Annotated in this window: 19 protein-coding genes and 2 pseudogenes; 10 read left to right on the top strand and 11 right to left on the bottom strand. The window is 40.3% G+C overall.

Features of this window, described 5'->3' with window-relative positions; genetic code table 11:
• Positions 1-99: 99 nt before the first annotated feature.
• The gene (locus BV375_RS09110; protein WP_086759607.1) at positions 100-1,797 is read right to left on the bottom strand and encodes an iron uptake porin; all 1,698 of its coding nucleotides are present in this window, start codon (positions 1,795-1,797) and stop codon (positions 100-102) included.
• Positions 1,798-2,449: 652 nt separating this feature from the next.
• On the opposite strand from BV375_RS09110, the gene BV375_RS09105 reads away from it, so the two are divergent.
• The 6 genes from BV375_RS09105 (at position 2,450) to BV375_RS09080 (ending at position 9,270) form a co-directional block, all read left to right on the top strand.
• On the top strand, positions 2,450-3,490 hold the full coding sequence (locus BV375_RS09105; protein ID WP_086759605.1) for an NADP(H)-dependent aldo-keto reductase: 1,041 nt from the start codon (positions 2,450-2,452) through the stop codon (positions 3,488-3,490).
• Between the two features lie 492 nt (positions 3,491-3,982).
• On the top strand, positions 3,983-5,620 hold the full coding sequence (locus BV375_RS09100; RefSeq protein ID WP_086759603.1) for an FAD-binding protein: 1,638 nt from the start codon (positions 3,983-3,985) through the stop codon (positions 5,618-5,620).
• Between the two features lie 214 nt (positions 5,621-5,834).
• On the top strand, positions 5,835-6,164 hold the full coding sequence (locus BV375_RS09095) for a ferredoxin family protein (RefSeq protein WP_086759601.1): 330 nt from the start codon (positions 5,835-5,837) through the stop codon (positions 6,162-6,164).
• Between the two features lie 356 nt (positions 6,165-6,520).
• Positions 6,521-7,546, top strand: a complete 1,026-nt coding sequence (locus tag BV375_RS09090; RefSeq protein ID WP_086759599.1) for an ABC transporter substrate-binding protein — start codon at positions 6,521-6,523, stop codon at positions 7,544-7,546.
• 55 nt (positions 7,547-7,601) lie between these two features.
• Entirely contained in the window at positions 7,602-7,886 is a 285-nt protein-coding gene (locus BV375_RS09085) for a hypothetical protein (protein WP_086759597.1), read from the top strand.
• A gap of 433 nt (positions 7,887-8,319) precedes the next feature.
• Positions 8,320-9,270 (top strand): D-2-hydroxyacid dehydrogenase, encoded by a 951-nt coding sequence (locus BV375_RS09080; RefSeq protein WP_086759593.1) that lies wholly within the window; start codon positions 8,320-8,322, stop codon positions 9,268-9,270.
• Between the two features lie 104 nt (positions 9,271-9,374).
• On the opposite strand, the pseudogene BV375_RS37535 reads toward BV375_RS09080, so the two are convergent.
• From BV375_RS37535 to BV375_RS09055, 6 genes and pseudogenes are all read right to left on the bottom strand, one after another.
• Positions 9,375-9,779: pseudogene (locus tag BV375_RS37535) on the bottom strand (sulfur transferase domain-containing protein); the annotation flags it as partial.
• A gap of 27 nt (positions 9,780-9,806) precedes the next feature.
• Positions 9,807-10,454: pseudogene (locus BV375_RS09075) on the bottom strand (glutathione S-transferase family protein); the annotation flags it as partial.
• 88 nt (positions 10,455-10,542) lie between these two features.
• Positions 10,543-11,670, bottom strand: coding sequence for an aryl-sulfate sulfotransferase (locus BV375_RS09070; RefSeq protein ID WP_086759590.1), 1,128 nt, complete (start codon positions 11,668-11,670; stop codon positions 10,543-10,545).
• A 300-nt stretch (positions 11,671-11,970) separates the two neighbouring features.
• Positions 11,971-12,474, bottom strand: a complete 504-nt coding sequence (locus BV375_RS09065) for a DUF2808 domain-containing protein (protein WP_086759587.1) — start codon at positions 12,472-12,474, stop codon at positions 11,971-11,973.
• 597 nt (positions 12,475-13,071) lie between these two features.
• The gene (locus BV375_RS09060; protein WP_086759585.1) at positions 13,072-14,292 is read right to left on the bottom strand and encodes a serine hydrolase; all 1,221 of its coding nucleotides are present in this window, start codon (positions 14,290-14,292) and stop codon (positions 13,072-13,074) included.
• A gap of 410 nt (positions 14,293-14,702) precedes the next feature.
• Positions 14,703-15,095 (bottom strand): MAPEG family protein, encoded by a 393-nt coding sequence (locus BV375_RS09055; protein ID WP_086759692.1) that lies wholly within the window; start codon positions 15,093-15,095, stop codon positions 14,703-14,705.
• Positions 15,096-15,463: 368 nt separating this feature from the next.
• On the opposite strand from BV375_RS09055, the gene msrB reads away from it, so the two are divergent.
• The 3 genes from msrB to egtB are packed head-to-tail and all read left to right on the top strand — an operon-like array spanning position 15,464 to position 17,983.
• Complete coding sequence (gene msrB / locus BV375_RS09050; RefSeq protein WP_086759583.1) at positions 15,464-15,958, top strand: peptide-methionine (R)-S-oxide reductase MsrB; 495 nt, start codon at positions 15,464-15,466, stop codon at positions 15,956-15,958.
• A gap of 26 nt (positions 15,959-15,984) precedes the next feature.
• A complete protein-coding gene (gene egtC, locus BV375_RS09045) occupies positions 15,985-16,773 on the top strand; it encodes an ergothioneine biosynthesis protein EgtC (protein ID WP_086759580.1) in 789 nt (262 codons plus the stop codon).
• Positions 16,748-17,983 carry an ergothioneine biosynthesis protein EgtB gene (gene egtB / locus BV375_RS09040; RefSeq protein WP_086759577.1) on the top strand — a complete coding sequence of 412 codons (1,236 nt, stop codon included), beginning with the start codon at positions 16,748-16,750 and terminating at the stop codon, positions 17,981-17,983. Before egtC ends, egtB begins: the two co-directional genes overlap by 26 nt.
• Here egtB and BV375_RS09035 read toward each other — a convergent pair.
• Entirely contained in the window at positions 17,980-18,639 is a 660-nt protein-coding gene (locus BV375_RS09035) for a phosphoribosyltransferase (RefSeq protein WP_086759691.1), read from the bottom strand. The two genes, egtB and BV375_RS09035, sit on opposite strands and share 4 nt — an antisense overlap.
• Positions 18,640-19,417: 778 nt before the next feature.
• On the opposite strand from BV375_RS09035, the gene BV375_RS09030 reads away from it, so the two are divergent.
• The gene (locus tag BV375_RS09030) at positions 19,418-20,845 is read left to right on the top strand and encodes a right-handed parallel beta-helix repeat-containing protein (RefSeq protein ID WP_086759575.1); all 1,428 of its coding nucleotides are present in this window, start codon (positions 19,418-19,420) and stop codon (positions 20,843-20,845) included.
• A gap of 855 nt (positions 20,846-21,700) precedes the next feature.
• Here BV375_RS09030 and BV375_RS09025 read toward each other — a convergent pair.
• From BV375_RS09025 to BV375_RS09015, 3 genes are all read right to left on the bottom strand, one after another.
• Positions 21,701-23,653 (bottom strand): choice-of-anchor Q domain-containing protein, encoded by a 1,953-nt coding sequence (locus BV375_RS09025; protein ID WP_086759573.1) that lies wholly within the window; start codon positions 23,651-23,653, stop codon positions 21,701-21,703.
• A 714-nt stretch (positions 23,654-24,367) separates the two neighbouring features.
• The gene (locus tag BV375_RS09020; protein ID WP_086759570.1) at positions 24,368-25,261 is read right to left on the bottom strand and encodes an ABC transporter ATP-binding protein; all 894 of its coding nucleotides are present in this window, start codon (positions 25,259-25,261) and stop codon (positions 24,368-24,370) included.
• 191 nt (positions 25,262-25,452) lie between these two features.
• Positions 25,453-26,226, bottom strand: coding sequence for an ABC transporter permease (locus BV375_RS09015; RefSeq protein ID WP_086759689.1), 774 nt, complete (start codon positions 26,224-26,226; stop codon positions 25,453-25,455).
• Positions 26,227-26,316 lie beyond the last annotated feature (90 nt).

Here is a 26,316-nt window from a genome sequence, read left to right as displayed (position 1 = left end):
GCAGGAATATCATCTATGAAAAAACTTTTTTCTCTGGCCAGTAATCTTTAGTTTCTAGCTACCAGAATGGCTAGAAACTAAAGAGCTAGTTTTTTATAGTTAAAACCTAAAGGTGGTACGAAGCCAACCAATTACAGTATCAGGGTTACTTGCATCAAAGTCTGGTGCAGTGATCCATATTACTCCTGGTGTAATCGCAATATTGTCGTTGAGTTTATATTGGTAAAATCCTTCAATGTGTAGGGAAGTATCTTTGTCTACCCTACCAGCACCTGCACCCAAATTAACATTCGGACTCAGACCAGTGAGTTTCGGCTCCATACCCACGAAAATGCCGCCTAAACTACCTTCTTTAAACAGATCGGGGAATGCTAATCCTACCGCCCAGTCCCAGACCTGGCCATCTCCACGCCCCAGATAGCGGTGTGCTGAATAACCTACCCATCCATTGACTGCAAACTTTGGACTAACTCTATAGAACGCTTGTATACCATAAAGATTTCCTACGGTTCCGGTTCCAGCTACGGTACTATTTGCCAGGTTACTCCCGATTACTGGACCGAAATTTGTTCCAGTTTGACCCGTTGTGTTCGGTGGGCTATAGGTATTGGCATAAGTTAGAGCCAGGCGGAAATTCTTATTAGGGGAGGAGTATGATAACTGTCCTAGAGCTACATATCTACCTGTAAATAAGCCATTATTAGGTGTGGGATTGTCACCATTAATAGCGGTGTAGGCTAATCCTAAGTCGAACTGGTCACTCAATTTCTGGAGTACGGCAATTCCAGGACCGCTGTCTCCATAGTCATAGACCATATTGCGTCGTGCGTATCGTGAAATCGCATTAGCAGCAGACCCTTCAAAATATGGGTTAATGGGACCGGTTAGGCCGATTTCAAAAGCTCCATCTGACTGGGCAAAAATGTTAACTTGGGTATTTTTCGTAGCGCGAAACCGATAGCGAAGTCCAGAGACATAAATCTGATTGCTTGCAAAAGCAGGACTGGCATTATCAGAAGTTCTCCCGTCAGGGGTTCCTAATAATCCACTTCTTGTTCCTCCTAAAGAGGCTATATTTCCAGCACTCAGTGTCGTCCGCAGCTGATCGGTGCCGTTAAAACTGGTGTTTAATATTAGGCGAACTCGGTCTTGAAATGTGATGTTTTGGGGGGCGGGTTGCTTAGTGATGACGTTATTACCTGCCAGAATTCCTCCAACAACGGTCTCAACTTCACCTGTAAGTTTAGTTGTCGTTGAAAACTGATGTGCCTCAACTTGTGCAGTCCGTGTCTCTAAGCTATCGACTCTACCCCGCAATGTTGCTAATTCCGCTGAGAATTGTTCTTGGAGTCTTTGTAGGGTAACCAAGTCTTCCTTAGTGGCTAAATCAGCAGTACTAGTAGCAAGTAGTTCGTTGACTCGATTTAAGCAAGCATTCAAACCTGCGGCAAATTCATAACGAGTCAAGGCACGGTTGCCTTTAAATGTGCCATCTGGGTATCCTGCAATGCAACCATAACGCTCAACTAGTGACTGTAAAGCCTGAAATGCCCAATCTGTAGGCTGAACATCAGACAGTTGAGATACAGAGTTGACTTGCTCTAAGGTATCAGAAACGGAGATTGGAGGAGTCGTTTCTTTGTTGTTCTCCTTGTTTGCTTGTCCCTGCGCCGATACTTGCACTGTTGATGTGGTTGATTTCTGAACTTCAACTGCACTTGCTACTGAAGATAATACTAAAACTCCACTCCACAAGGTTGGGATTGCTAGCAAATAATTCCAAAAAACTCTAGGCACTGGTTTCAATTTCCTCACACAAAACAAGGTTTTTACGTAGTTGCTAGAAAGCGAGTTGCGCTTCTAATAGCTCAAAAGAAATAACTAGATATTGCTTTTATGAGAATACTGATGTCATACAGCAATAAATTCTCAAAATTATTTTCATTTTGGTAGAATACCCAGTGTGAGCTAGTACAAATCTTCTGTACTTCTGCACCCACTAAGTAGAGGACATCAGGACTGTAAAAATGCTTGAAAGTTTTTATGGGTAAACAGGTAAAAATTTCAAGTTTGCAATGTCATTGTTATTTTTGAGCTAGTTTCTTCTCTAACACCTTTCTAGGCAAGAAATGATGCAAGAGAAAGTTAAACTACGGTAGTGACTGAATCACCTTATATATACTCCGGTAATTCGGTCGAATTTTAGTACTTTTATCTTACTAGATACTACTATTCCAGAAAAACTGTAGAGACTGAGTATTTTTGGCTACACAATATATATAAATTTAAATATGAAAGATCAACTTGTTTTGGTGATTAATATCTGGTAATATACCATTTTTAGGTATTAACTCCGCTAAATCGATAGATTTTATGAGTTTTATTAAGGTTTAGCGTTTCGTTACTTGAAAATTTACCAAGAGTAACTAAGAAAATTAATTCCAAAACTATGAAATACAACCAACTCGGCGACAGTGACTTAAAGGTTTCTGAAATTTGTCTAGGAACCATGACTTATGGGCAACAAAACAACATTGAAGAGGCCCATCAACAGTTAGATTATGCGATCGCACAAGGAGTTAATTTTATTGATACTGCGGAGATGTACCCAGTACCGCCGCGTGGTGAAACCCAAGGAAAAACAGAGGCTTACATTGGTGAATGGTTAAAAAAACAGCAGCGAGATCAACTGATAGTTGCTACAAAAATTGCTGGTCCGGGTCGCCCAATTAATTGGCTACGGGAAGGAAATATTAAAATAGACCGTGATAACATTAAGCAGGCGGTAGATGATAGTCTCAAGCGATTGCAAACAGATTATATTGATTTGTACCAAATTCATTGGCCCGATCGCTATGTTCCCACCTTTGGGCAGACAGAGTATAAACCAGAGTTGGAACGGGAAACAGTAGCGATTTCTGAACAATTAGCAGCCTTTGCAGATGTCATCAAAGCTGGTAAAATTCGCTATTTGGGTTTGAGTAATGAAACGCCCTGGGGCGTCACTAAGTTTGTTCATGTTGCCAAAAAGCTAGGATTACCCAAAGTTATTTCAATTCAAAATGCTTATAATTTGCTAAATCGCGTATTTGATTCAGCTTTAGCAGAAGTTTCTCACTATACAAATGTTGGGTTACTTGCTTACAGCCCTCTAGGATTTGGTTTGTTAACTGGAAAGTACATAGAAGATAAAAAACCAGAGAATACAAGATTAAGTTTATTTCAAGGCTTTGGTCAACGTTATTTAAAACAGAATGTGAATGAAGCTGTAGCAGCCTATGTAGAAATTGCTCAAAAACATAATTTGCAGCCTACTCAATTAGCTTTGGCTTTTGTTCGCAGTAAATGGTTTGTCACTAGCACAATTATTGGTGCTACATCATTACAACAACTACAGGAAAATATCGACAGTGTGAATGTAGTTCTTAACCCAGAGATTTTAGCAGAATTAGATGCAGTTCATACACGTTATCCCAATCCAGCACCCTAATTAATCATGTTTTTGGCAACTTGAAGGCTTTGTAGGGTGGGCAATGCCCACCAAAACACTAAAGTAATTTTTTCCATCTGTGTGTGGTAGATATTTTTTTTGTAGAAATTTATAAATTTAATCATACATGTCATTACTAAAGCTATATAGCAAAATTGCCATAAAAGTCGAAATTTAAATAAAATACGCTGATTTAGCCGGAAATATATACATATTAATGCTGACGAAGCAAGTCTTTTATGATGAATTTTAAGTTTTATAAAAACTTCCCTTGATTTTCCGAAAAAATTATGCAAGGCTTATTTTAGTAAAAATACTATAACTTGAGCGATAAACCGTAGTTTGTGGTATTGTAAATCCTAGTACAACAAAAATATGCATTGATAAACTGTTCTGATTTCCATCATTGCAGTTAAAAGTTTGTTTATTCATTGCGTTATTATCCAAGTTTTTCTGTAGTACATAAGTTTAAATATTGAGGCGAAGAATTCAATGAGTAGTTACCATTGGCGATCGCAGAATTCATCTACTATCGATATTGATGTCGATCCTAATTTACAGACAGATGTTCTCGTGATTGGTGGTGGCCCGGCTGGTACTTGGGCTGCTTGGAGTGCGGCATCTAGTGGTATAAGAGTTGTTTTGGTTGATAAAGGCTACTGTGGTACGAGTGGCTGTGCAGCAGCATCGGGTAATGGTGTGTGGTATGTACCACCGAATCCGGAAGCGAGAGAAGCTGCAATGTCCAGTCGGGAAGCTTTGGGAGGATTTCTATCCAACCGTGATTGGATGCAGGAGGTATTAAATCAGACATATACCAACGTCAACCTATTAGCAGAATGGGGTTATCCTTTTCCTGTTGATGAAGAAGGAAAACCCTATCGGCGCAGTCTACAGGGACCTGAATATATGCGCCTGATGCGGAAGCAAATTAAACGGGTAGGAGTAACAATTTTAGATAATAGTCCTGCTTTGCAACTATTAGTAGACGCAGAAGGCGCAGTTGCTGGGGCAACGGGAGTTAACCGTCAGACTGGCAAGCAATGGGTTGTACGTGCCAACTCAGTAATCATTGCAACTGGTGGGTGTGCTTTTTTGAGTAAAGCACTAGGTTGCAATGTCTTGACTGGAGATGGATACCTCATGGCAGCAGAAGCGGGTGCCGAGATGTCAGGGATGGAGTTTTCTAACGCATATGGCATCTCTCCCGCTTTTTCCTCAGTCACCAAGACTCTGTTTTACAATTGGGCAACTTTTACATACGAAGACGGCACACCTATACCAGGTGCAGGTTCGCAACGAGGACGTTCAGTTATTGCTCAAACCCTCTTGATACAACCAGTCTATGCCATCTTAGATCAAGCTACTGAAGATATGCAGGCACAGATGCGCAAGGCACAGCCTAATTTCTTCTTACCCTTCGATCGCGCAGGTATCAATCCCTTTAGGCAGCGCTTCGCCGTTACCTTGCGTTTAGAAGGAACAGTACGCGGTACAGGTGGTATTAGGATCGTTGATTCTACGTGCGCCGCATCAGTTCCAGGGCTTTATGCAGCTGGTGATGCTGCTACCAGGGAATTAATTTGTGGTGGGTTTACTGGTGGTGGTAGCCACAATGCAGCTTGGGCGATATCTTCTGGTTACTGGGCAGGCAAATCTGCGGCTGAGTACGCCCGGAATTTGGGAGAGTGGGGTACACAACGCCCTGTAGAAGCAGTTGGTGAAGCAGGATTGACAAACGCAAGTAAACACCAGATTAAAGCTGAAGAAGTTATCAAAGCAACACAGGCGGAAGTTTTTCCCTACGATCGCAATTATTTCCGTAACGAACAAGGTTTGACTGAATCATTGCAGAGATTAGATCGCCTCTGGAAAGAGATTCGTAGTAGTCAAGCTGGAGATTCTCAAATTCTTCAGGTGCGAGAAGCAGCGGCAATGGTAGCTACAGCTAGATGGATGTACAGCAGTGCCCTAGAACGGAAAGAAAGTCGCGGTATGCACAAACATCTGGATTATCCAGAGATGGATACTAACCAGCAACATTATTTAGTTAGTGGTGGTTTGGATCGAGTTTGGGTGAGAAGTGAGGGATTAGGGACGAAGAGAGAATTGGTAAGTGTATCTTCCTGATGATGTTTCACAGAGAAAGATTAGAGTTATTCAACAACGAGCCTCATTTATCAATCTAAATATTTCTGATTCAAAATTGACCAACAATTCCTTGATGGTATGAGCCTTCAGAAAAATCTGTGAGGTCAATCCAAAATCTGTCTTGGAAAGTTTGCTACGGAGGGAAACCCTCCTGGCAACTTTCCGCAAAATCAAAAATCTAAAATTGTTTGACATGATTGAGTTAGTTAGTGCGTCGCGGTGCATTCAATGTAATATTTGCGTTAACGTTTGCCCAACAAACGTCTTTGACAAAGTAGCTGATGCACCGCCTACTATTGCTAGGCAAAGTGATTGTCAAACCTGTTTCATGTGCGAATTGTATTGTCCGGTGGACGCTTTGTATGTAGCACCACAAGTCGATCCACTAGATTCAGTGGATGAAGAATTACTCAAAAAGGCTGAACTTCTGGGTAGCTACCGCAAAAATGTCGGTTGGGGACGCGATCGCACTTCGTTAGCGAAAGAAGATTCCACCCATCAAATACTCAAGCAGCTGAAATAATATGATGTCCGGCAAATTGCCCTTAATATGTCCGCAGCGAGGGCAACGAAGTGAAACGTAGACACGAAGTGGTGAGGGGGTCGCAGTCTTGGATGCCACTTGCTACCCTGTGGGAACCCGTCCAATGCAGCGGCTCCGCTTCCCGTCGATTGCGTTAGCGACGCAGGAGCGTCACCCCCGAACCCGAAGGGCTTCCGGTAGGGTAGCAATTGCAGAGTCCTTGTGATTGCTTCACTTCGTACCCTTCTCCTACCGGAGACGCTACGCGAACGGGTTCGCTATTTGAACGGACATGAAATAACATAAATTTTTTGTTGTCTCCTCTGCGTTTTCTGTATCTTTGCGCTTTGTTTACCATGCCTACTTCCATTCCTTCTTTGCCTAAATTGTCAACTCTGGCCGTATCTTGTCTGCTGCTTGTGACTACTGCTTGCAGTTCCCGTCAGAGTGTTTCCCAAGCTGTACCCAATCCCACAACCACAGCCGCGGCTAAGACTACTACCTTGCGTTTGGGTTTTATTAGTAATGGGAAAGTTAAAACACCCACCGGGCCAGCTGGGTGGGCAATGCATCAAGGTAAACTTTTGCCAGAATTGCAACAAATAGGGATTACCGAAATTAAGACACTGAATTTTCCCAACGGCCCTAACCTCAATGAAGCTTTGGTAGCAGGGGAGGTGGATGTGGGTATTTACGGTGATACACCTGCACTGGTAGGTAAAGCCAAGGGACTTCCTACGCGTCTGATTGGTCAAGAACAAGTAGGAACGAATGCTTGGTTACTAGCAAAGAAAAACGGCCCGCGTTCGATAGCAGAACTCAAAGGACAGAAGGTAGCGACTTCCAAAGGTTCCTATATGCATCGCTATTTAATTGGATTGTTGCAAGAGTCTGGGATTAGCGATCGCGTTAGTGTAATTCACCTGTTACCGAGTGAAGCCCAAGCCGCATTAGAACGGGGAGATGTAGCTGCGATCGCTGCATCCACTGGTACAGGGCCGCTGTTACAATCAAAAGGCTATCCAGTATTGGATGAAGCAGTTAAACACCCACACTTACGAGGAACCAGCGTAACTGTTGCCACAGAAGCTTTCTTGGCGAAACATCCCAATTTTCCGCAAAAGTGGAATCAGATAAAACAAGCATCTGTCAAAGATATTCAAGCGAACTCAGAAGCTTACTACAAATTTCATGCTGATGTATCGGGATATCCTCTTGATGTGGTGAAGGCTTCTTTCCCCATTACACAATTTCCTGTAGAACCTTTACCAGATCAAGGAGTGCAACTTTTAGAAGGCACAAAGAAGTTTTTAGTCTCACAGAAATTAGCTCAGTCTGATTTTAAATTGAATGATTGGATTGTGACGCAGGCAAAACAGTAAAAGATGTAAAATACCAAGTTAACAAAAGGTTGCGACTGATGAACGAATAAGATTAATGAAAAACCCAAAAGCTATCCTGGAAGAATTCAGCGAGTTAGGCACAAAACACTATTTCAAACTAACAAATGGTCAAGTTTATCAAGGGTGGATCGTGGAGATCTTTGACCAAGTGCTCAGTTTCGCAGATTCAGGACCGCTGGCGGCAGAAAAAAACATTGAGATTGCGATCGCAATGGTGGATTTGGCTACATTATTACACTGGGATGAAACACAACAGCGTTGGCTTGACTCTCGCTGGGATGTTGCTACACAAACATGGTTACATACTCCTGCGAGCTGATGAACTGTAGCTGGGTAAGTAGTAACTATAGTCTCAAAACTTGCTTTATACCAAGTTTTACTTCTCAATTCCGATCCTTGAATTTTGCTGTATAAGTAGAACATTGTGAAAAAACAAAACTATGTTTTGAAAAATCAAATAGGCTTAAACCCTCTTCCCTCCTGCCTCCTGCCTTCTGCCTCCTGCCTCATCCCAACGATAAATATTCACGCCGACCTACTTATACCTCCTCGTTCGCTTGTTGGAAATCGCTCAACAGTAAAAAACTATTAAGTAATCTACTATTGATTCTCAAAAATTTGAATTGTATGAAAACGTTATTAATACTTGCGGTACATAATGCTTTGAGATAATACAGGCATATTAGTATTAGTAGCAAATTTCTCACTCAAATAGAAAGAATTCAACTCAAATCTAAATGGAGTAAGAGAGTATGAAGCTAATTCTACCAATAGAAGTTGCTGATGAAATTAAACCGCATCTACCTAACGATACACAATTTGTTCGAGCAGATGTTGATGGCAATATAGATGGTGATGCTACAGATGCCGAAGTATATTTTAGTTGGCTTTATTATATTAAACCTACAACTTTACAGAAAGTTTTAGAATCAGCTCCTAAATTGCGTTGGCATCAAGCAACAAATGCAGGTATAAATAACATTCTGACACCACAATATTTAGAACGTGATATCATCCTAACTAACGGCGCGGGGCTTCATGCTATTCCTATTGCCGAATTTGTGATTGCTTATATTTTATTTTATGCCAAGAATTTTCCGAAATTGTATGAGTTACAAGCTCAGAAGAGTTGGCAAAGAGGTTTTAGAAATGAAGAATTGCAAGATAAAACATTATTAATTATTGGTGCAGGTGGAATTGGACAAGAAATTGCGAAGCGTGCTAAAGCTTTTGGTTTAAAGATTTATGGTAGTCGCCGTAATCCACAACCATTACCCAACTTTGATAAAGTGGTGGGTGCAAATGAATGGAAAGCACTTCTGAGTGAAGCTCATTATGTAGTTATTGCCACACCTCTTACTAAAGAAACTAAAGGCATAATTGACGCAGAAGTCTTTAGCCTTATGCGTCCCGATGCTTATCTGATAAATATTGCGCGTGGAGCAATTGTTGATGAACCTGCACTATTAAAAGCTTTACAAGATGGTGAAATTGCTGGTGCAGCTTTAGACACAGTGTTTACAGAACCGCTACCACCAGAAAGTCCCTTATGGACTCAACCGAATATTTTTATTACTCCCCACTGTTCCGGTCATTCTCCCAAATCTAAAGAGCGAGCGATCGCACTTTTTCTCGATAATTTTACACGCTATTATAACGACCAACCCCTGCGAAATGTCGTAGATAAAAAGGCTGGCTATTAATATTCAGTGTACTTTTATAAATTCTAATTGAAAAACATAGATTCCCGACTTATTGAAGAAGCCGAGAATCTTATTTTTACTCTTCAAGATGAGGACTAAAATCCTCACTTAGATTCTTCTTGTTGCAAGAATTGTTTTAAATGAGGCTGATCTAAATTTAAACCAAGTTCCTGTGCTTTGAGTTTAATTTCCTCTGGTGTAAGTTTTTGTTGACTAGCATCAGCAATTAAAGCAATAGCTGTTGCTCTTGCACCCGCTGCACAATGAATTAATACTGGTTTAGGTAAATTATCTATTTCCCAAATGGCTTTTTCTATCAATTCTTGATTTGCTTTTGAGGGATTTATCGGGATATTAGCATAATTTAATCCTGCGGCTTGAGCCTGCTGCTGTTCATCATTTAAAAAACCTTGTTCGTTAGGAGAACGCAGATTTAGTACTGACTTAAATCCTTGCTTTGCTGCTTGTTGTAATTGTTCGGGAGTCACTTGTCCAGCTGAACTTAATTCTTCGCTGACTTTCTTCGTTGGAAGTGCAGCAAATCTCGCATAGCGTTCTATATAAAACTCTTTTGAATTTGCGATCGCTTTTACAACTTCTCGTTTACTTACCGCATCCCACCATTGTTGTATTCTAGTGAATTCTGTAGATAATTTAAAACCTCGATAATGCTCAATTGCAGACCAACGTTCAAACCACGGATAGAATGTCAAGTCAACTAAACTGATAGCTTCGCCAAACCAATAGGGACCATTACCTGATAGTTTTCCCAACCCTTCATTTTCAATAAATCGCAAATGAGCTTCCAGTTCTTGTGCAGCTTGTTTTTGCGTTTGGGGGTCTTGAGAACGCAGCAAAGTAGAGAAAGCCGGAACAAATCGAGTATTTGCAAAATCGATCCAAATTCTTGCCTGTGCCCTACTAATAGCATCTTTTGGTAATAATAAAGGTTCAGGAAAAATCTCATCCAGATATTCATTAATAATTGCCGATTCCCAAACTCGCTCATTGCCATGTTTAATCACTGGCACTTTGCTATAAGGTGAAATATCTGTAAAATTAGCTGGCTTATTCTGTAAATCAATTTCAACTAGGTCAAAATCAATACCTTTTTCTAAAAGTACTAAACGCGACCTATGAGCATAGGGGCAAACAACCGCACTATAAATTGTAATTTCTGCCATATCTTACCTCTATAATTTAACAAAAGAAAGGAACTGAGTATTAGTACTTTGTCACTTTTCATCCTTGACACTTGAATCTTATTAATAATTAACTCAGCCAAGGTATTTCTTCAGGCGCATAACGAAAAGCACGAAAGACCGAATTTTGTTCTCCCTTGGCTACTAGTGCTGATTCTCCAGGAGCATTTTGAGGCGCAAAGTAGGGATTAATATATTCCCAAACAAGTTCCCCTGTTGCTGTTACTTCAAAAATTCGTCCAAAAGCACCCTCGGTAATTAAGGTATTACCATTCGGTAAGCGTTGTGCTCCCGAAATGTAAGAACTGAAAAAGTTATGTGGTGGGTTATCAACGTATTCCCAAACTATCTCCTTGGTTTGTCTATTCACTTCAATAACGCGGGAGAAATTCAAAGCTACATTCTGCCGATGAGCACCATTATCAAAAATTAGCAAATTGCCGTTAGGTAATTCATTAGGAAAGTGTTGTTGAGCAAGAACATCATCTCCTAGTTCCCAGATAATTTTTCCAGTCTCACGTTCAACAATTACTACTGTTGAGATATTACGGAAACTCAATACAATATTACCATCAGCAAGCTCTCCAACTGTGTTGCCATGTGTCCATTCATGGCGTTGGTCTTGTTTTGTAATTACATATTTTTCTGGATCAAGATATTCGTAAGCGTGCCAACTCCAAATTATTTCACCCTCTGGAGTTACTTCATGAATGACATCAGCATAGATATCACCATCTACTTCTGTCCCAGCTACACCACCTTTGATTTGAGAAACTAAAGATTTTGGTATCTTTTCTAAAGCTAGTAAAATTGTGTTGCCATTACGCAACCGACGACCATCATGATGATGGTCTGGATGATGATATTCCCATACAATTTTACCTTGTGGATCTACTTCTAAAACTACCCCACCTTTAAATAAGGACCAGACAGGGAAACGCGGTGGAATCTCTACTGTTTTGCCGTTATAGAAGAGGTTGCCATTAGGTAAAAGATAGCCATATAAACCTGGAAGATATGGTAGTTGCCATTGATGTACTACTTTACCTTCTAAATTAATTAAGTAGACTTCACCTTTACCAGTAAGTGGTGTAAAAAGCGTGTACCCAGAGTAAACTTTTTCAGGATTATATGCTTTTAAGCCAGTACCCCGACGACGAATAGTATTTTGTTCAACAAAGGTAGTTGCTAATGTCATAATTCTACTTGAATTTTTAGCCTTAAATCTGCGTAGTATCAATGCTTGGAGAGTATAGAAAGCAGACATGACTGACTTTCCATATTAAATTCGCAAACAAAGTACTTTAAGCCGATTGAGAAACCGTAGTTTATAAAATCAATTTTAGATTATTGCATACATATTTATAGATAGCAAGCTTATAAAAAATTACTAAAATAGCCTATAAATATAAAAAAGTACACCTTGTTAAGGGTGTACTTTAAAACTATTACAAATCTTTTGGTGAGATTTGTATATTTCTATTTTCAAATCAATCTCTTAGTCGTTTGAATAAAATTGTAAGCGAGCTATACCAAGAGGTTGACTTTCTGTACTCTGATTTGCAGGAGCAGCCTTGAGATCAAATAAATAAACACCATCCCAAGTAGGATTACTGTACGCCTTGAGAGCTATTGTTACAGTTTTACCTGATGGTAAGGGCTGCGCGAACTGGATTGTTACTGAATCGTCTTGACTTGGGTTTTTTACCAAGGAAACTGGCAGTTTTTCACCTGCGCGATCGCTTGTTCCCACAAAAGCCCTACTCTGTTTAGCATCAAACTCAATATCTTCGCTGCCTTCGATCTGCGTCAGCGTCACTTGTTGCAAGGGTTTTCCCCCAGAAGCAGGTACAGCAACAGTGAAATAATAAGTTACTGCTGGGATACTTGTGTCATTATACGTAGTCCTGGCATCAATAGCATAGGTTTTGGAAATAGGCAGCATACATATTCCAAAAGCAAAAGCTAACACAGCTTTAGATACACTAGAAATATTCTTCATGGCAGTTAAGGGATGGATAGTTTAATTAGGCTTTAAAATTGGCAATTCAATTACAAATGCATCCTCAACTTATAGTTAATTTATGACTATAAGCTGATGCTGCTTGTTTTTGATTGCGATAAGAAACTAGATGAATAAACCAAGTCAGAGTAATCTATCTGACGACTTATCACCTTACTGAAGACGTCATCTTCTTGAGCCTAATTTTTTGAACATGGCAATTATATTTTGGCTTAATTATTGATGGGCTAACAACTTAACTACATCAATAATTAAAGTTTTTTACAAATTTAAAACACCCCTAATGCTATATACATATAGGGCATTATTCCTGTACTGTAATAGAGGCGAGTAATTGGTAAAAAGATACTTGTATCGTGATTTAAAATCCTATTTCATAGGCATAGTTGATTCATAATCAAGCTGGAAACTTTGAATACTTGCGTTTAATTCCTTATATTTACAAGATAAAACCAGACTAATAATTAAAGCAAATAGTCTTTGTTTTTAAAATAATAAATAAAATTTATTAAAGCTGTTAACGCGAAAACTACTAAAACTCAGGGTGCTTTACATAGCCTTGAGCGTTAATATCGTTTACTTTAAACCTGCGATCGCACTTCCATAGATGCTCAAAAAACGAGATTCTTCTAAAGGTGCATCGTTGTTCCAAGTGCCAGCAACACAATATTGCTTACCATTCTTCGCTTTTAGCCAAGTCGTGAGATTCAATACTCCTGATTCCGAGCCACCTTTAAATGCTACTCTTTGCCAATCTTCAGCATTGGCAACGCCAGGATTAATACTCATTAGCGGTAAATCGGCAACCTGTTCCATTAGGCTGCAAAGTTCTTGAGCAGTAAAAAACCACTCAATATCTAAAGCGACTGGTTTAGCCTCAAATTCACTTATATCCGGCAGAGGTTGTTGAGCTAATGATTGTAAAATTGCTCTTCTTTGCTCTTGATTACTATGACGATAGCGTTGAAGTAACTTTTGGTTCGTAGCACTTTTGAGCACAAAGAATTCACGGGTAGTTAGTAAAGGACGGTTGCGGGGTGTAATAGATTCAATGGCTTGTCGTCCAATGATATCGATCAGGCTGTCGGTGGCAGTATTGTCACTTTGCGAAATCATCAAAGCAGATAATGTTTGCAAAGTTAAAATTGAGCGATCGGGCCAGGTTTGTAAAGTCCCAGATGGTAGACTTTTCCAACTAGGTTGCAACTCAACAACATCCCGCCACGATCGCTTACCCGTAGCAATTTGAGACTTGAGAGTTTGAAGAACTGCCAATTTAAAAGCCGAACCAACTGCTAGCGGTGTATTAGCATTTAATGCGGCTCGTTCTGATTTTCCTTCTAAAACTAAAAAACTAACTTTGCCAGGTAAAGTTTTAAATTCTGCGATCGCTTCTTCTAAAGTCTTGCCTTGAGCAATAGGCGGACGAAAGAATAGCATGGCAATTTTACCATTGGCATCGAGAGCAATTTGCGCTGGCACATAACCACGACTAAACACAACTATGTAGTTTTTGCCTTGTTCTTGAACTTTTTGATAATCTCCTAGTCCTTGTTTCAAGCTAGAGATAATTTGTTGAATCTGGGAGATAGGCACATGCTCTAAAAACTCAGAAGTAAACCAGTCAGCTTGTACTGGTTCGGTAGTTAATAGTCTTTTTAAAGCAGCTTTAGGCATAACAGATTGTTTGGGTAACTGTACCTGTACAACTGGTAATAACTGTTGCTGAGTTGCTTCTGTCAAGAACCTATGCGAAAACAGCAAACTTGCTGTTAATAGTCCAGTCGCTAACAACATATATATTGAGTTTTACTGACTAGTTCATCTGGAACTAATTATCGAACATAGCTAATTTATTGTGGCGAAATAATCTATTAAGAATTGCATGAATTTTCATCTGAGCGAGGCAATAGTTTTATAAATAAAAATTACGCAAAAATTACCAAAAAGCTTTAGTGCTTACTCCAAACTCGTCAGCTATAAGGGAGGTTAACTTGGCAAATTCTCGCTAGAGTCGTAACCTTTGCTTTCTACACACACCCTGTTGCTTTTGGCGATCGCAATTTGCTTTGAAGTTATGAGAAATTGTAAATAATGACACAAATACGCAAATAAGGGTTTAGCTACGCTAAACCCCTATGAACAATCTATATGTATCAGGCTGTTTGTGAATTGGTATAAAAATAGCGATCGCTTCTAACAATGACTTATGGCTGCACCAAAGACAAGATGATACCAACGAGCGAACCTAAAAGTAGCACTATACCGCTGATAGAACTAATGCCAAAGCCAATCGCTCGCTTTTCGGCCGCCTGATAGTATCCCCAAGCGTAGGCCACTCGGCCCACAAGCCAGATAGCACCGATAACTGCCCCCCACAAAGGGTTAATGTAGAAAGAAAATAACCATAAAGCAGGCACAAAGACAACCATTTGCTCTAGGGTATTTTGCTGAACACGCAGCACGCGTTCAAAATCAGCGTCTCCTGTCATTTGGGGAGGTAGTACTTTATATTTGGCTCTGGCTCGACCAACATTAATTGTGATGACCGAGTACAGCAGCAGTGTTAAAGCAGTGATGAGACTAGTCCAAGGCGACATATCAAAATCCTCATGTACCAAAAAAGTATAATTCTTTGGTTTCATCAATTGAGCGATCACTAGCAGATTGAGTCGGGAATTACGACAGAATTACGACCTCGCTTTCTCGATACAATATAGTTTTGCAATAGCTTAAAAAAGAGCGTGACAAAGAAACCAGGAGGATTTGCCAGCAGAACTAATTATCCGCGACTACCACAGCATTTATTTTCCGGCTCAACGATTCCATTTTGCAGTCGATGATCCTAAACCAGCCTTTAATAGTCCCGATCTCAATGATTCTTAGATGATTTTAATGTTTCTATCAGGGTTAATTCAGGGCGATCGCTCATACTGGTGATTCAGCAAGGTAAATCGGCAACTGGATAATGAACAAGCGGTATTTTTTAGAAGCTAGTGCAGTCATCGTTGGCACAGCATTTTTATCACAATATTTCACAAGGAAATCAGAAGTTATGACAACTGCAAAGAATGAATTTGAAATCACCAAAACTGAAGAAGAATGGCGCAAGACCCTGACACCAGAACAGTTTCATGTATTGCGTAAACATGGCACCGAACGCGCTGGTACTAGCCCCCTCGATAAGCAATATGCTCAAGGAACTTACGTCTGTGCTGGGTGTGATTTACCTCTATTTTCCTCAGAGACTAAATTTAACAGTGGTACAGGCTGGCCCAGTTTTTACGCTCCCATCGAAGAAGCAACAGATACAACTGTAGACAAGTCGTTCTTTATGACTAGAGTTGAAGTCCATTGCCATCGTTGTGGTGGACACTTGGGTCACGTATTTAACGATGGTCCTGCACCTACTGGTAAGCGCTACTGCATGAATGGCGTGGCTTTAAAGTTTATTGCTAGCTGAGCAGCAATTTTAAATTCCAATTAATTATGTGCCGTTTACTTGCTTACCTTGGTTCGCCTGTTTCTTTAGAAAAGCTACTGTACACGCCTGAACATTCGTTGATTGTGCAGAGTTACCAACCTCGCGAAATGCTTTCGGGAGTGGTGAACGCTGATGGTTTTGGTATGGGTTGGTATCATTCGCAAAAGGATACCGAACCCTTTATTTACAAAAATACCTTGCCGATTTGGAATGACCAAAATCTGCCAAGTTTGAGCCGCTATGTCGAATCAGGACGAATCTTAGCCTATGTTCGTAGTGCTACACCAGGTCAAGCCTTAGATTTTAGTAATTCTCAGCCATTTAAGTATCAGCGTTTGTTGTTTACTCACAATGGACGGATTGACAAGTTTCGGCAGACGCTATACAGACCGATTCGCGATCGGCTCAGCGATGAAATTTACCAATCAATCCAGGGAAGTACAGATTCGGAACATATCTTTGCTTTGCTGCTCTATTATTTGCAAGCCAACCCTGGTAAGAGTATAGAGCAGGCTTTGCACATCACATTACTTCAGCTAGGAGAATGGGCAAAGGAATATCAAACTTATGTTTATGCCAACGTAGTAATTAGTGATGGCGATCGCCTGATAGCTTCACGTTTTAGTACAAAATCACCTGCTCCGTCTCTTTACTGGTTGCAGGACGATCCAACTTTTCCCGGAGCAGTAATTATTGCATCCGAACCACTCTTTACAGGTAATTGGACAGCTTGCCAAGAAAATAGCATCATCAGTGTGGGAGAAGACTGTGATATCCAATTTGAACAAATCTAGTCTCAAAGAGGCTATAAATCTTGCGTTCCTTGAATGTCGGACTAAAACTCTGGCACTGTTTGAGGGTATGGATAGGCAGACATTTTGTTGTCAACCCCATCCTGATTTTAGCCCTGTTGGCTGGCACTTAGGACATATTGCTTACACAGAATCTTTGTGGCTGCTAGAACGTAGTGCAGGCTTACCATGCTTGTTTCCCCAATACCGTCAGCTGTTTGCAGCTGATGGTTTACCCAAAGTAAAGCGTGTGCAATTACCTGATTTAGAGGAAATCCGTTATTACTTGGATACGGTTAGGGTGAAAGTTTTGGATTCATTGAAAGTAGCTGATGTTGAACCAAACGAGCGTCTGTGGCGCTTTTTGATTCAGCACGAAAGCCAACACTGCGAAATTATTAGCATGGTGTTGGAATTAGCAAAAGTTCCTCAATCGAACAACAAATTACTCCGCGCTGACAGAGCAAGCCAAGCTTCACCTGATCACCTCGAAGAAATGATTCAAATCCCAGGCGGTGAATTTGAACAGGGTAATAACTCTATTGATGCTTTGGATAATGAATCCCCAGCCTATAAAGTATATTTAGACACTTATTGGATTGACCGCTACCCTGTAACTTGTCGGCAGTATCGGGCATTCATAGAGGCAGGCGGCTATCAAGATGATCGTTGGTGGTCAAAGGCTGGGTGGAATTGGCTGCAAACTGAGCAAGTAAAACAACCGCTGTATTGGCATGACGATCCTACCTGGGGTAATCACCCAGTTTGTGGTGTCAGCTGGTACGAAGCAGAAGCATACTCACGGTTTGTCGGGAAGCGGCTACCAACAGAAGCTGAATGGGAAAAAGCTGCTAGTCAGAATGTAGAAGCAAAAACAGTAATTGAAAATTATAATTGCGATCGCCTAGTTGGTAAAACTACAACAGTAGATGCTTATCCTGGGGGACAAAGTGCTTATGGTTTGTATGATACTTTAGGTAATGTCTGGGAGTGGACGGCTTCTTGGTTCGCTGGCTATCAAGGTTTTCAAAGTTACCCTTACATAGGTTACTCGCAAGTTTATTTTGACCAAAAGCATCGCGTTTTAAAAGGCGGTAGTTGGGCAACTCGTCCTTGGGTACTACGTCCGAGTTTTCGCAACTGGTATTATCCCAGCGTGCGCCAGGTTTTCACAGGGTTTCGCTGCGTTGCTGATCACAAAATAGATTCTTAACTGTGACTGCTAACAGCTAACTGTTGAGCAAGTAGATGACATACCTCTTCATCGGTAGTTTGGGAGAAGTCATCATACCAGACACCTACTGCATACATTCGCTCTGGCATTTTTAGACACACAACCTCCGCTACCTGCTCACTTAGTTGTTCACAAATTTCTGGGGGTGCGATTGGAACTGCTACAACAATACGCTTGGGCTGTTGCTGTTGCAATATAGTAATAGCAGCACGCATAGTTGAGCCAGTAGCAATACCGTCATCCACAACAATAACAGTACGATTTTTGACATTTAAGGGAGGACGATCGCCACGATAAGCGCGATCGCGACGCTGCAATTCCTGCAATTCATCAGCCGTTACTTGCTCAATAGTCTGACTGGTGATACCCAACGAACTTACAACATCGTAATTTAATACCCGAATTCCACCCGACGTGATTGCACCCATTGCTAATTCTTTATGACCTGGTACACCAAGTTTTCTGACTAAACAAATATCTAATAGCGCACCTAGTATTTTTGCCACTTCATACGCGACGGGCACACCACCACGAGGTAAACCTAAAACCAACAGATCTTTGCAGTTGGCATAGGCTGTCAATTCTCTGGCTAACATCTTACCAGCTTCAGCGCGGGTATGGAATTTTTTAGACATAATTTCACCTCCATTAGGTGAGCGCAATGCATCGCTGATTCTGTGGAACATACAGAAGGCTGCCGGATTTACTTCCCTTGCCATATTCCTAGTTGCAATCGCTACGCAATAAAGCTTGTACTCAATTTTTCTGGTAATTACTTGACAGTGGTTGTAAATTTTCCCGGTACGTCTTAGAGTTTCTCTCCTGCTGTAGGCTGTTAAGTACTACCTGAATTACCAGTACGCTATTAATTCCGATTACACACAGAGAAATATGTGAGTATTTACGACACCTTTGTGATTGCGTTGAAAAGAAAGTTAATTAATGCTCTCAACTTTCTTTTCTCTGTTTATTCTCATCTTACATGAACTACTCCAACCTGCTACGCGGATGTTGAGGTTGATGTAGAGCCAAAATCTTTTGCCTTTTTATTTATGTCACAGCTTTGGCTGTTGTATTCTAATCAGTTATACATTGTGACAGATTTAAAAGTGGCATAAGTGTACCATGTGCTACAAAAACGGATGGTAAGCTGAGTCAGGTTTAAGCAAAGCGATTTCACCCAAACAATCGCATGACAAACAAACGTAAGATCGTTTGTAAAATATTTACCAATTTAGCGTCATCAGTGAAGGCTTTAGTTAGCTCAAACTTTGGGCTGAGAGCCTTTACACTTACTATCCAGGCATCTATAGCGATCGCGAATATTTTTTGAACGGTGATTTGCAGATTTCCGTTGCCTCATACCAGGAGTGCGCTACTAGAATTCTCAAACACCTTAGGAGTCGCATAATTATGTTTTTAGATCAACCGGTTGCGATAACTCAACCTGTCAATCTTGGCAATGGTAGTGGGTTAAAAGCTGAATATTCGGATAATGCAGATTTGTCTGCACCAAAGCTGATACCTACAAATGCTAATGCAAGTACAAAAATAGCTCAGAGTACTACTGGCAAGACTTACTATGTCTCTGGAACTGGAAATGATAACAATAATGGCTTGAAGGAAAGTACTGCATTTCGTTCCTTGGGCAAAGCAGCATACGTCTTAAAACCAGGCGATACAGTGTATGTCATGAACGGAACATACACGAGGTCTAACCCTAACCAAGCGGTGATGTATATTCAAAATATACAAGGCTCACCACAGACTCCAACTACCATCAAAGCCTATCCTGGACATAAACCCTTTGTCAAAGTCAACAATACCACGGGCATTCAAATCGTTAAGTCTTCTTACATTACAGTCGAGGGTTTTAAATTAGAAGGAAACAACGACAATATCACTTTGCAGTATGCACTACAGCAAAAAAACAACCTCAACAATCCCCAAACCTCAAATAATGGAATTCAAATCACTACCAATTCCCACCATATAGTCGTTCGCAACAACCAAGTTTCTAAGTTTGGTGGTGCAGGCATAAGTAGTATCAAATCAGACTATCTCACATACGAGAATAATGTTCTATTTCAGAACTGCTTCTATACTCCTTGGGGAGCCAACACCCTAGGTATGTTGTATAACTGGAATTCTGACAACAATACCAGCCAATACAAGATGATTATTCGGGGAAATATTGTCTATGAAAATAAAAGCTTAGTTCCCTGGAAAGAGTCAGGTAAAATTACTGAGGGTAATGGTATCGAGATTGACGATACTATGAATACTCAAAGCAATTCAACTCATCAACCCTATAGAGGCAAAACTCTCATTGCCAACAACATATCTTATAAAAATGGCGGTGCTGGCATCGTGGTATACAGCAGTGCCAACGTTGATGTGGTTAATAACACAACGTATCAAAATTCACAGTATCCTGAGACGAGACAAGCTGGGGAGATTACAGTGCTTGATGCCGATCAAGTTAAAGTGTTCAACAACATTATGTATGCCAAAAAGGATGCAATAGTTAACAACATATATAACGCCAAGAACACTCAATACGACTACAACCTAGTCTACAATTCCTCAAAATTCACCAGTTCGCTAACTCACAATATTCTTGGGAAAGATCCACTATTTAGCGATCCAGCGAGAGGCAATTTTACCCTCCGGTCTGGTAGCTTCGCAATTGATTTTGGAGTTAAAGATTTCAGTGGTAGCAGCGCACCGAATACCGATCTGGTAGGCTTAAACCGTCCACAAGATGGAAATGGTGACGGGCGTCCAGTTGTGGATATAGGTGCATTGGAAGTTCTTTCAAAAGCCGCATCGGCAAAGTAACGAGAGAGCAAAGCGATTCAACGTAGAGAAATTGATGGGGTAATAGGGTAAATAGGGCTGCTTGTAAAACTAAGTTTGCCAGCAGCCAAGCAAGGGTAAAGGGAAGTTCAATTCCTTTCACCCTTTTTCCTTTGGAAAGCCTGATGAGTGCAGTTTTACATTGGGTGAAACATCGGCTTTTAGCCTGCCTACGTAGCCTTCCCACAGGATAGCCGTCACCCTCAAGGGTGACGGCTATCGTTAACTGAAGCGTATTGATTTATATGGAACAATGCCCACCTATGTCAATCTCAGCCTAAAATGCTTGTAATGGCTTCATACTCAAAGATTATACCGATTCAACAAATGTTTGCGACAGATACCCCACTTGCCTGCGGGGAGAGTTGAGAGGGGTTTTTAGCGATGGATGTGTCGCATTCTTTTTTCAAATTGGTATTAGCTGTTGAGACTGGGTGAAATTGTATGAGGGGATAAGCAGCCAATTTTAAACAAATTAGTATTAGATCCGTCCGAAAACTAAATTCCCGTAAAGATAAAATATAAAATTTTATGTTTATAACTCCTAATATTTACCGTATAGACCTTTTGCGGATTGTATAGCATAATAAATCGTGTTAACACTCAAAATTTGAAAATCCTATTTTTTGTCTCTCAACTATCATCAACTATCTCAAACCCTGAGTGCTACGTTGAGCGAAGACATATAAGCACCCTTTAAAAGCTTTCTATAGACTAGCTGATAAATTTCTGGACAAGTCTATTGCATAGATAGTTTTTTGTAGCGTAGACAAACGCCTACACTACAAAAAAACGATAATTTAACCAGCGCTACTTTTTAGAGATTGCAACCTGATTCTAAACAATGACATTCTTGGCAGTTAGATTACTGCTGGTGAAGTTCTTTAGCGTCAAAAATTCCTGAAATTGGTTGGGGCTGGCGTCTCCATTGGGGTTAACACTCACAACGGTATTAGAACCAACCTGCGCTGTTTTGATATAATCCCTGAAAGGATTAGAGCTAAGAAACTTGCTGCCGTCAATAATTTTGTTCAGGTCAATCAAGTCTTTTCCAGCATCAAAATACTGGATAGTATCGCCCTTGTCTAAAAAGCTTTGATAAACGAATCGGTCATTACCCCCACCGCCATTGAGGTTATCGCTACCCGGACCACCTGTTAAAACATCGTTACCTTCACCACCTTGGAGAATATCGTTACTACTACCGCCTTTAAGGGTATCGTTACCATAACCGCCTTGAAGAATGTTACTACCAGAACCACCTTGAAGGTTGTCATTACCTCCAGTACCACGCACAAGATTTGGCCCAGACATACTTGTGTTAATACCTGTTGTGCTTAACTGGCTAGATACTTCAAAGGCTCCAACATCTGGTTTGCCATCTCGTACCATCCCGCGTTCATCAATGGTGGGTATACCAGTACCTGTCTTTCCAGTATTGAAAGCAGGGCTATTTGCTAGAAGTGGATGCACTAAAGAATTACCAAGAGTTTGTAAGGAGCCAAGGAGAGGGTCAACAATGCGACTGCCTGCTACAACTCGGTTGCCACGTGTTGGCGCAGGAAATTCAATGTTGCCACCACCATCTCGGAGTTGATACCCAACTTGCTTGTTTGCTGCATCCGGTGATGTATTGTTAGCAACAATTGAATTAGTCAGGGTTATGGGTCTGTTCGCACCACCTATCCAAATTCCCCCAACTAATTTTCCAGAAGAATTGTTAACGATAGTGGAATTGACAATATCCACAGGGGTGGAGTCGTCGGTATTCAACATCATTGCTCCGCCTGCATCGTTGATTGCCTTATTCCCGGAAAAGGTACTGTTGATAATTTTCTTGGCTGAGCTTCCATCTATCCACAAAGCTCCTCCTTGTTTGTCGGAGGTGTTGTTGGCAAAAGTAACGTTGCGAATTGTGAGGGCGCTATTTGATCGCAACCCACCACCTCGGGCAATACCTTTATCATTGAACTTGGCTGTGTTACCAACTACGGTGCTGTTTTCCAGAAGGATTTGATCTGGACCGTAACCCCAGAGCAAGAGCGCACCACCTTCTCCTTGGGTTGTATTTCCTTCAAATTTACTGCCACGGATGGCAATAACACCTCCGATAGTAGAACCAGGCCCTACTGGGTTAGCTCCATCAGTAAAGATTGCGCCACCAGCACCACCGACGGAACTGTTATTACGGAAGACTGAGTTTTCTACAGTCAAGCCACCTAGCAGACTATAAATTGCGCCACCATTTACTCCCTTATTATTGGTGAATTGGCTATTTTTGACAGTTAATTCACCAGAACCATAGGTGGCGATCGCGCCACTACTAAAGCCAGACTTTGTTAAAGTCCCATCGTTGTTGTCAAAGCTACTGTTGATTACTGTACCTTTGCTACTAAAGCCAATATGGATAGCTCCACCCATACCGCCGCGATTGTTGCTGAATCGACAGTTTTCAACCGTTAGACTGCCATAGTCAACGACTCTGATACCACCTCCTCTGTCAGTAGTCTGACCATCAGCAATGCTGAGGTTACGGATCGTTGCGTCAATATGTTTTTCAACTTCAAATATTCGTCCAGTATTGTTCCCGCTAATCTTTAAATTTGCCGCCCCTGTGCCATCTATTGTCAGATTCTTCGTAATATTAATTTGCCCACTGGTAAGTTTAATGACTTGATTGGCAAGGTTAGAGGCAAATTTGATGGTGTCTCCTGCTTGTGCAGAGGCGATCGCAGATCGTAAAGAACCTGATCCGCTATCAGCAGCTGTAGTCACGTTAATAATAGTCATGCTTTGAATTCCCTTGAATGAAGAACGTTGTCAGATCGACTTTTTGAACAGAATCACGCTTTGTTGTGATTCACAAACAGTCGAGATGATGGGATTCAGAGCACCCTGCTATGATGATTTTTTTGAGATGAGGAATAACTGGAAATATCAACCGAAATTTGCAGAAAATCCGCTAACATCACCAATTATCCTCTTATATAGAGATGCAACAATTTATCCTTATGTTGATTCAGTTGAATCAGCACAATTAGGTTAATGCACACTTTATAACTTCACCCAAACTTTTTTCGCTATGACAAATTTACCTAGATACAAGTTACAGATGTAACTTGCTGTGATTTTTTTTTGTCCGGACAAATTTACTTAGACGATGTTACACAATTTGCCCTCTTTATGCAACCTTTATAAAAAAAATATCTCAATTTTATTTTTTTGATTCCATATTGATAAGCTATTGAGAGCAAACTCAAGCATAAGTTTGATAGAAGCTATAAAGTTAGTGCAACAGCGATAATTTAGGAATTGACAATGTAAAGAATACGTGTTTTAAACAGAATATTTAGATGTGATCGCTACCTTGTGCTTAAACGGATATTAACACAAGATAGCTATTTATAAAGGTTTATCTGCAATCAAAGATATTATTGAGTATGAAGATTATAATCAGGAGAAATCCTTCAGAAAAGCCCTCTCTTCTGTAATTCTGAGGTCTTACTAATTATGTTGCATCACTTCCATATAAATATGCTCTAAACGTACAGGCTGACGGGCGATTGAATTAATAGCTATGCCCTCAAATCGTGTAATAATTTCCTTTAATTCCAAAGGCTCTGGTAACCAAAACGCCAAATCGCTACCATACCGCCTATGAGTAAAATTATATTCTTTGGCTCTTGCGATCGCCTGTTCTTCAAACTCAGTTTGCACTAGGATGATTTCTTGGGCTGGAATTAATGTGCGTAGTTTTGCTAAACTACCCTCAGCCAATATATGACCATTTTTTAGTATGCCAATTCTATGACAAAGGCGCTCTGCTTCCTCTAATAAATGAGTTGTTAACAAAACTGTAGTTCCTTTATTTTTTAGTTGGCGAATCAACTCCCAAATTTCATATCTCGCCTCAATATCTAAACCAGTCGTCGGTTCATCAAGAATTACTAGCTGTGGCTGATGTATTAAAGCTACTGCAATATTTAACCGTCTTTGCATCCCACTACTGAGTGTCTCTACCGGATTTTTTGCTCTATCTAATAAGTTTACAGCTACTAGAGTTTCTGTTATTAGTTTCTGGCGTTTCTTCCGAGTTACTCCATAAATATCAGCAAAGAATTTGAGATTCTCCTCACAAGATAGACTTTTATAAAGTAAATTTTCTTGAGGCGCAACCCCAATTAGCTTTTTTGTAGATTCTGCAACTAGTTCATAATTGATCTTAATCTCACCACTATCAGCTTTGAGTAAATTACAAATAATATTAATTGTAGTTGTCTTACCTGACCCATTTGCACCAATTAAGCCATAAATTTCTCCTGAGTCAATATGCAAGTTCAAATTTTGAATAACTTTTCTTGTACCATAAGATTTATTGAGATTTTTAATTGTCAGCATATTTTTCAGTTTACTGAATAAAGGCAAAGAGCAAAGAAGTACAGTGCGAGCGCAGAAATGTCTTTTTTGAAAATCATAAACCGAGAATGTTATAGAAATTTTCTTCTGCTACGTTAGTTATTGCAACGAAGGGAAACCCTCGCACACCATTGATCTCACCACAACGCGCTGGCTTTTCTTCTTTCTAAATTTTACAATCTCCTTTCTACTATTAACATTCGTCGATAACATAGCCATCCACAAGCAACCATAACTACAGCAAAGACTAATAAAAACCAAAAGTGTGATGCAATCTCACTAATTTCCTCACCCTTAGCTGAAACTCCTACAAGAGCCTCATTCATATGATAAATTGGATTATATTTAGCGATATTAATTAGAGTTTTAGGGAAAAGCGCAGCAGGTAAAAAAGCTCCACCAAGAATTAATAAAGGCACACCAAATGCTGCTACTAAAGCATTGACATCTTCAATCCGACGAGCTAATTGTGTTCCTAAAATAAAACCTAAACCGACATAGGAAATGATAGTTATTAAAATAATTATCAATCCTAACAGAATAGAACCCTTAAATCTAGCACCCCAAAAAGCGGCAATAGTATAAATTAACAATGTCTGACCTAGAGCAATGCAACTATGAGCTAGAAAAATGCCCAAGAAGTAGGAAGTGCCATTTAAGGGAGAAAGAAACAGACGTTTGAGAGTCTGCTGTTCTCTTTCTGCAACTACAGTAGCGACACTTCCACCCAAACAACTAAAAAACATTGCCGCACCTACTAAAGTTGAGGGCGCAGCATAATCAAAAGCAGCATTTATGGGTAGCTTTGCCCGTTCTGCTAAGATAAATCCGCTGAGGATTAATACAGAAATGGGAAAAATACTCCAAAATATTAAGCTGCGTCTGCGACGCAATAGTTCAATTAAAATCCGCTGAGTTACAGCTATAATTTCACGCCAATATTTCATTTGAGTTAATTGTAGATTTGCTGTTTGTTTAAAGTCCATTTATACAGGGTAATAAAGTTTAAAAATTTAAATTAATCGGCTGGTGACAAA

Origin of the sequence: Nostoc sp. 106C (genome assembly GCF_002154725.1) — a bacterium.
GTDB lineage: Bacteria > Cyanobacteriota > Cyanobacteriia > Cyanobacteriales > Nostocaceae > Aulosira.
The sequence above is the reverse complement of the archived record's forward strand: the minus strand, read 5'-3'. Positions and strand labels throughout refer to the sequence as shown.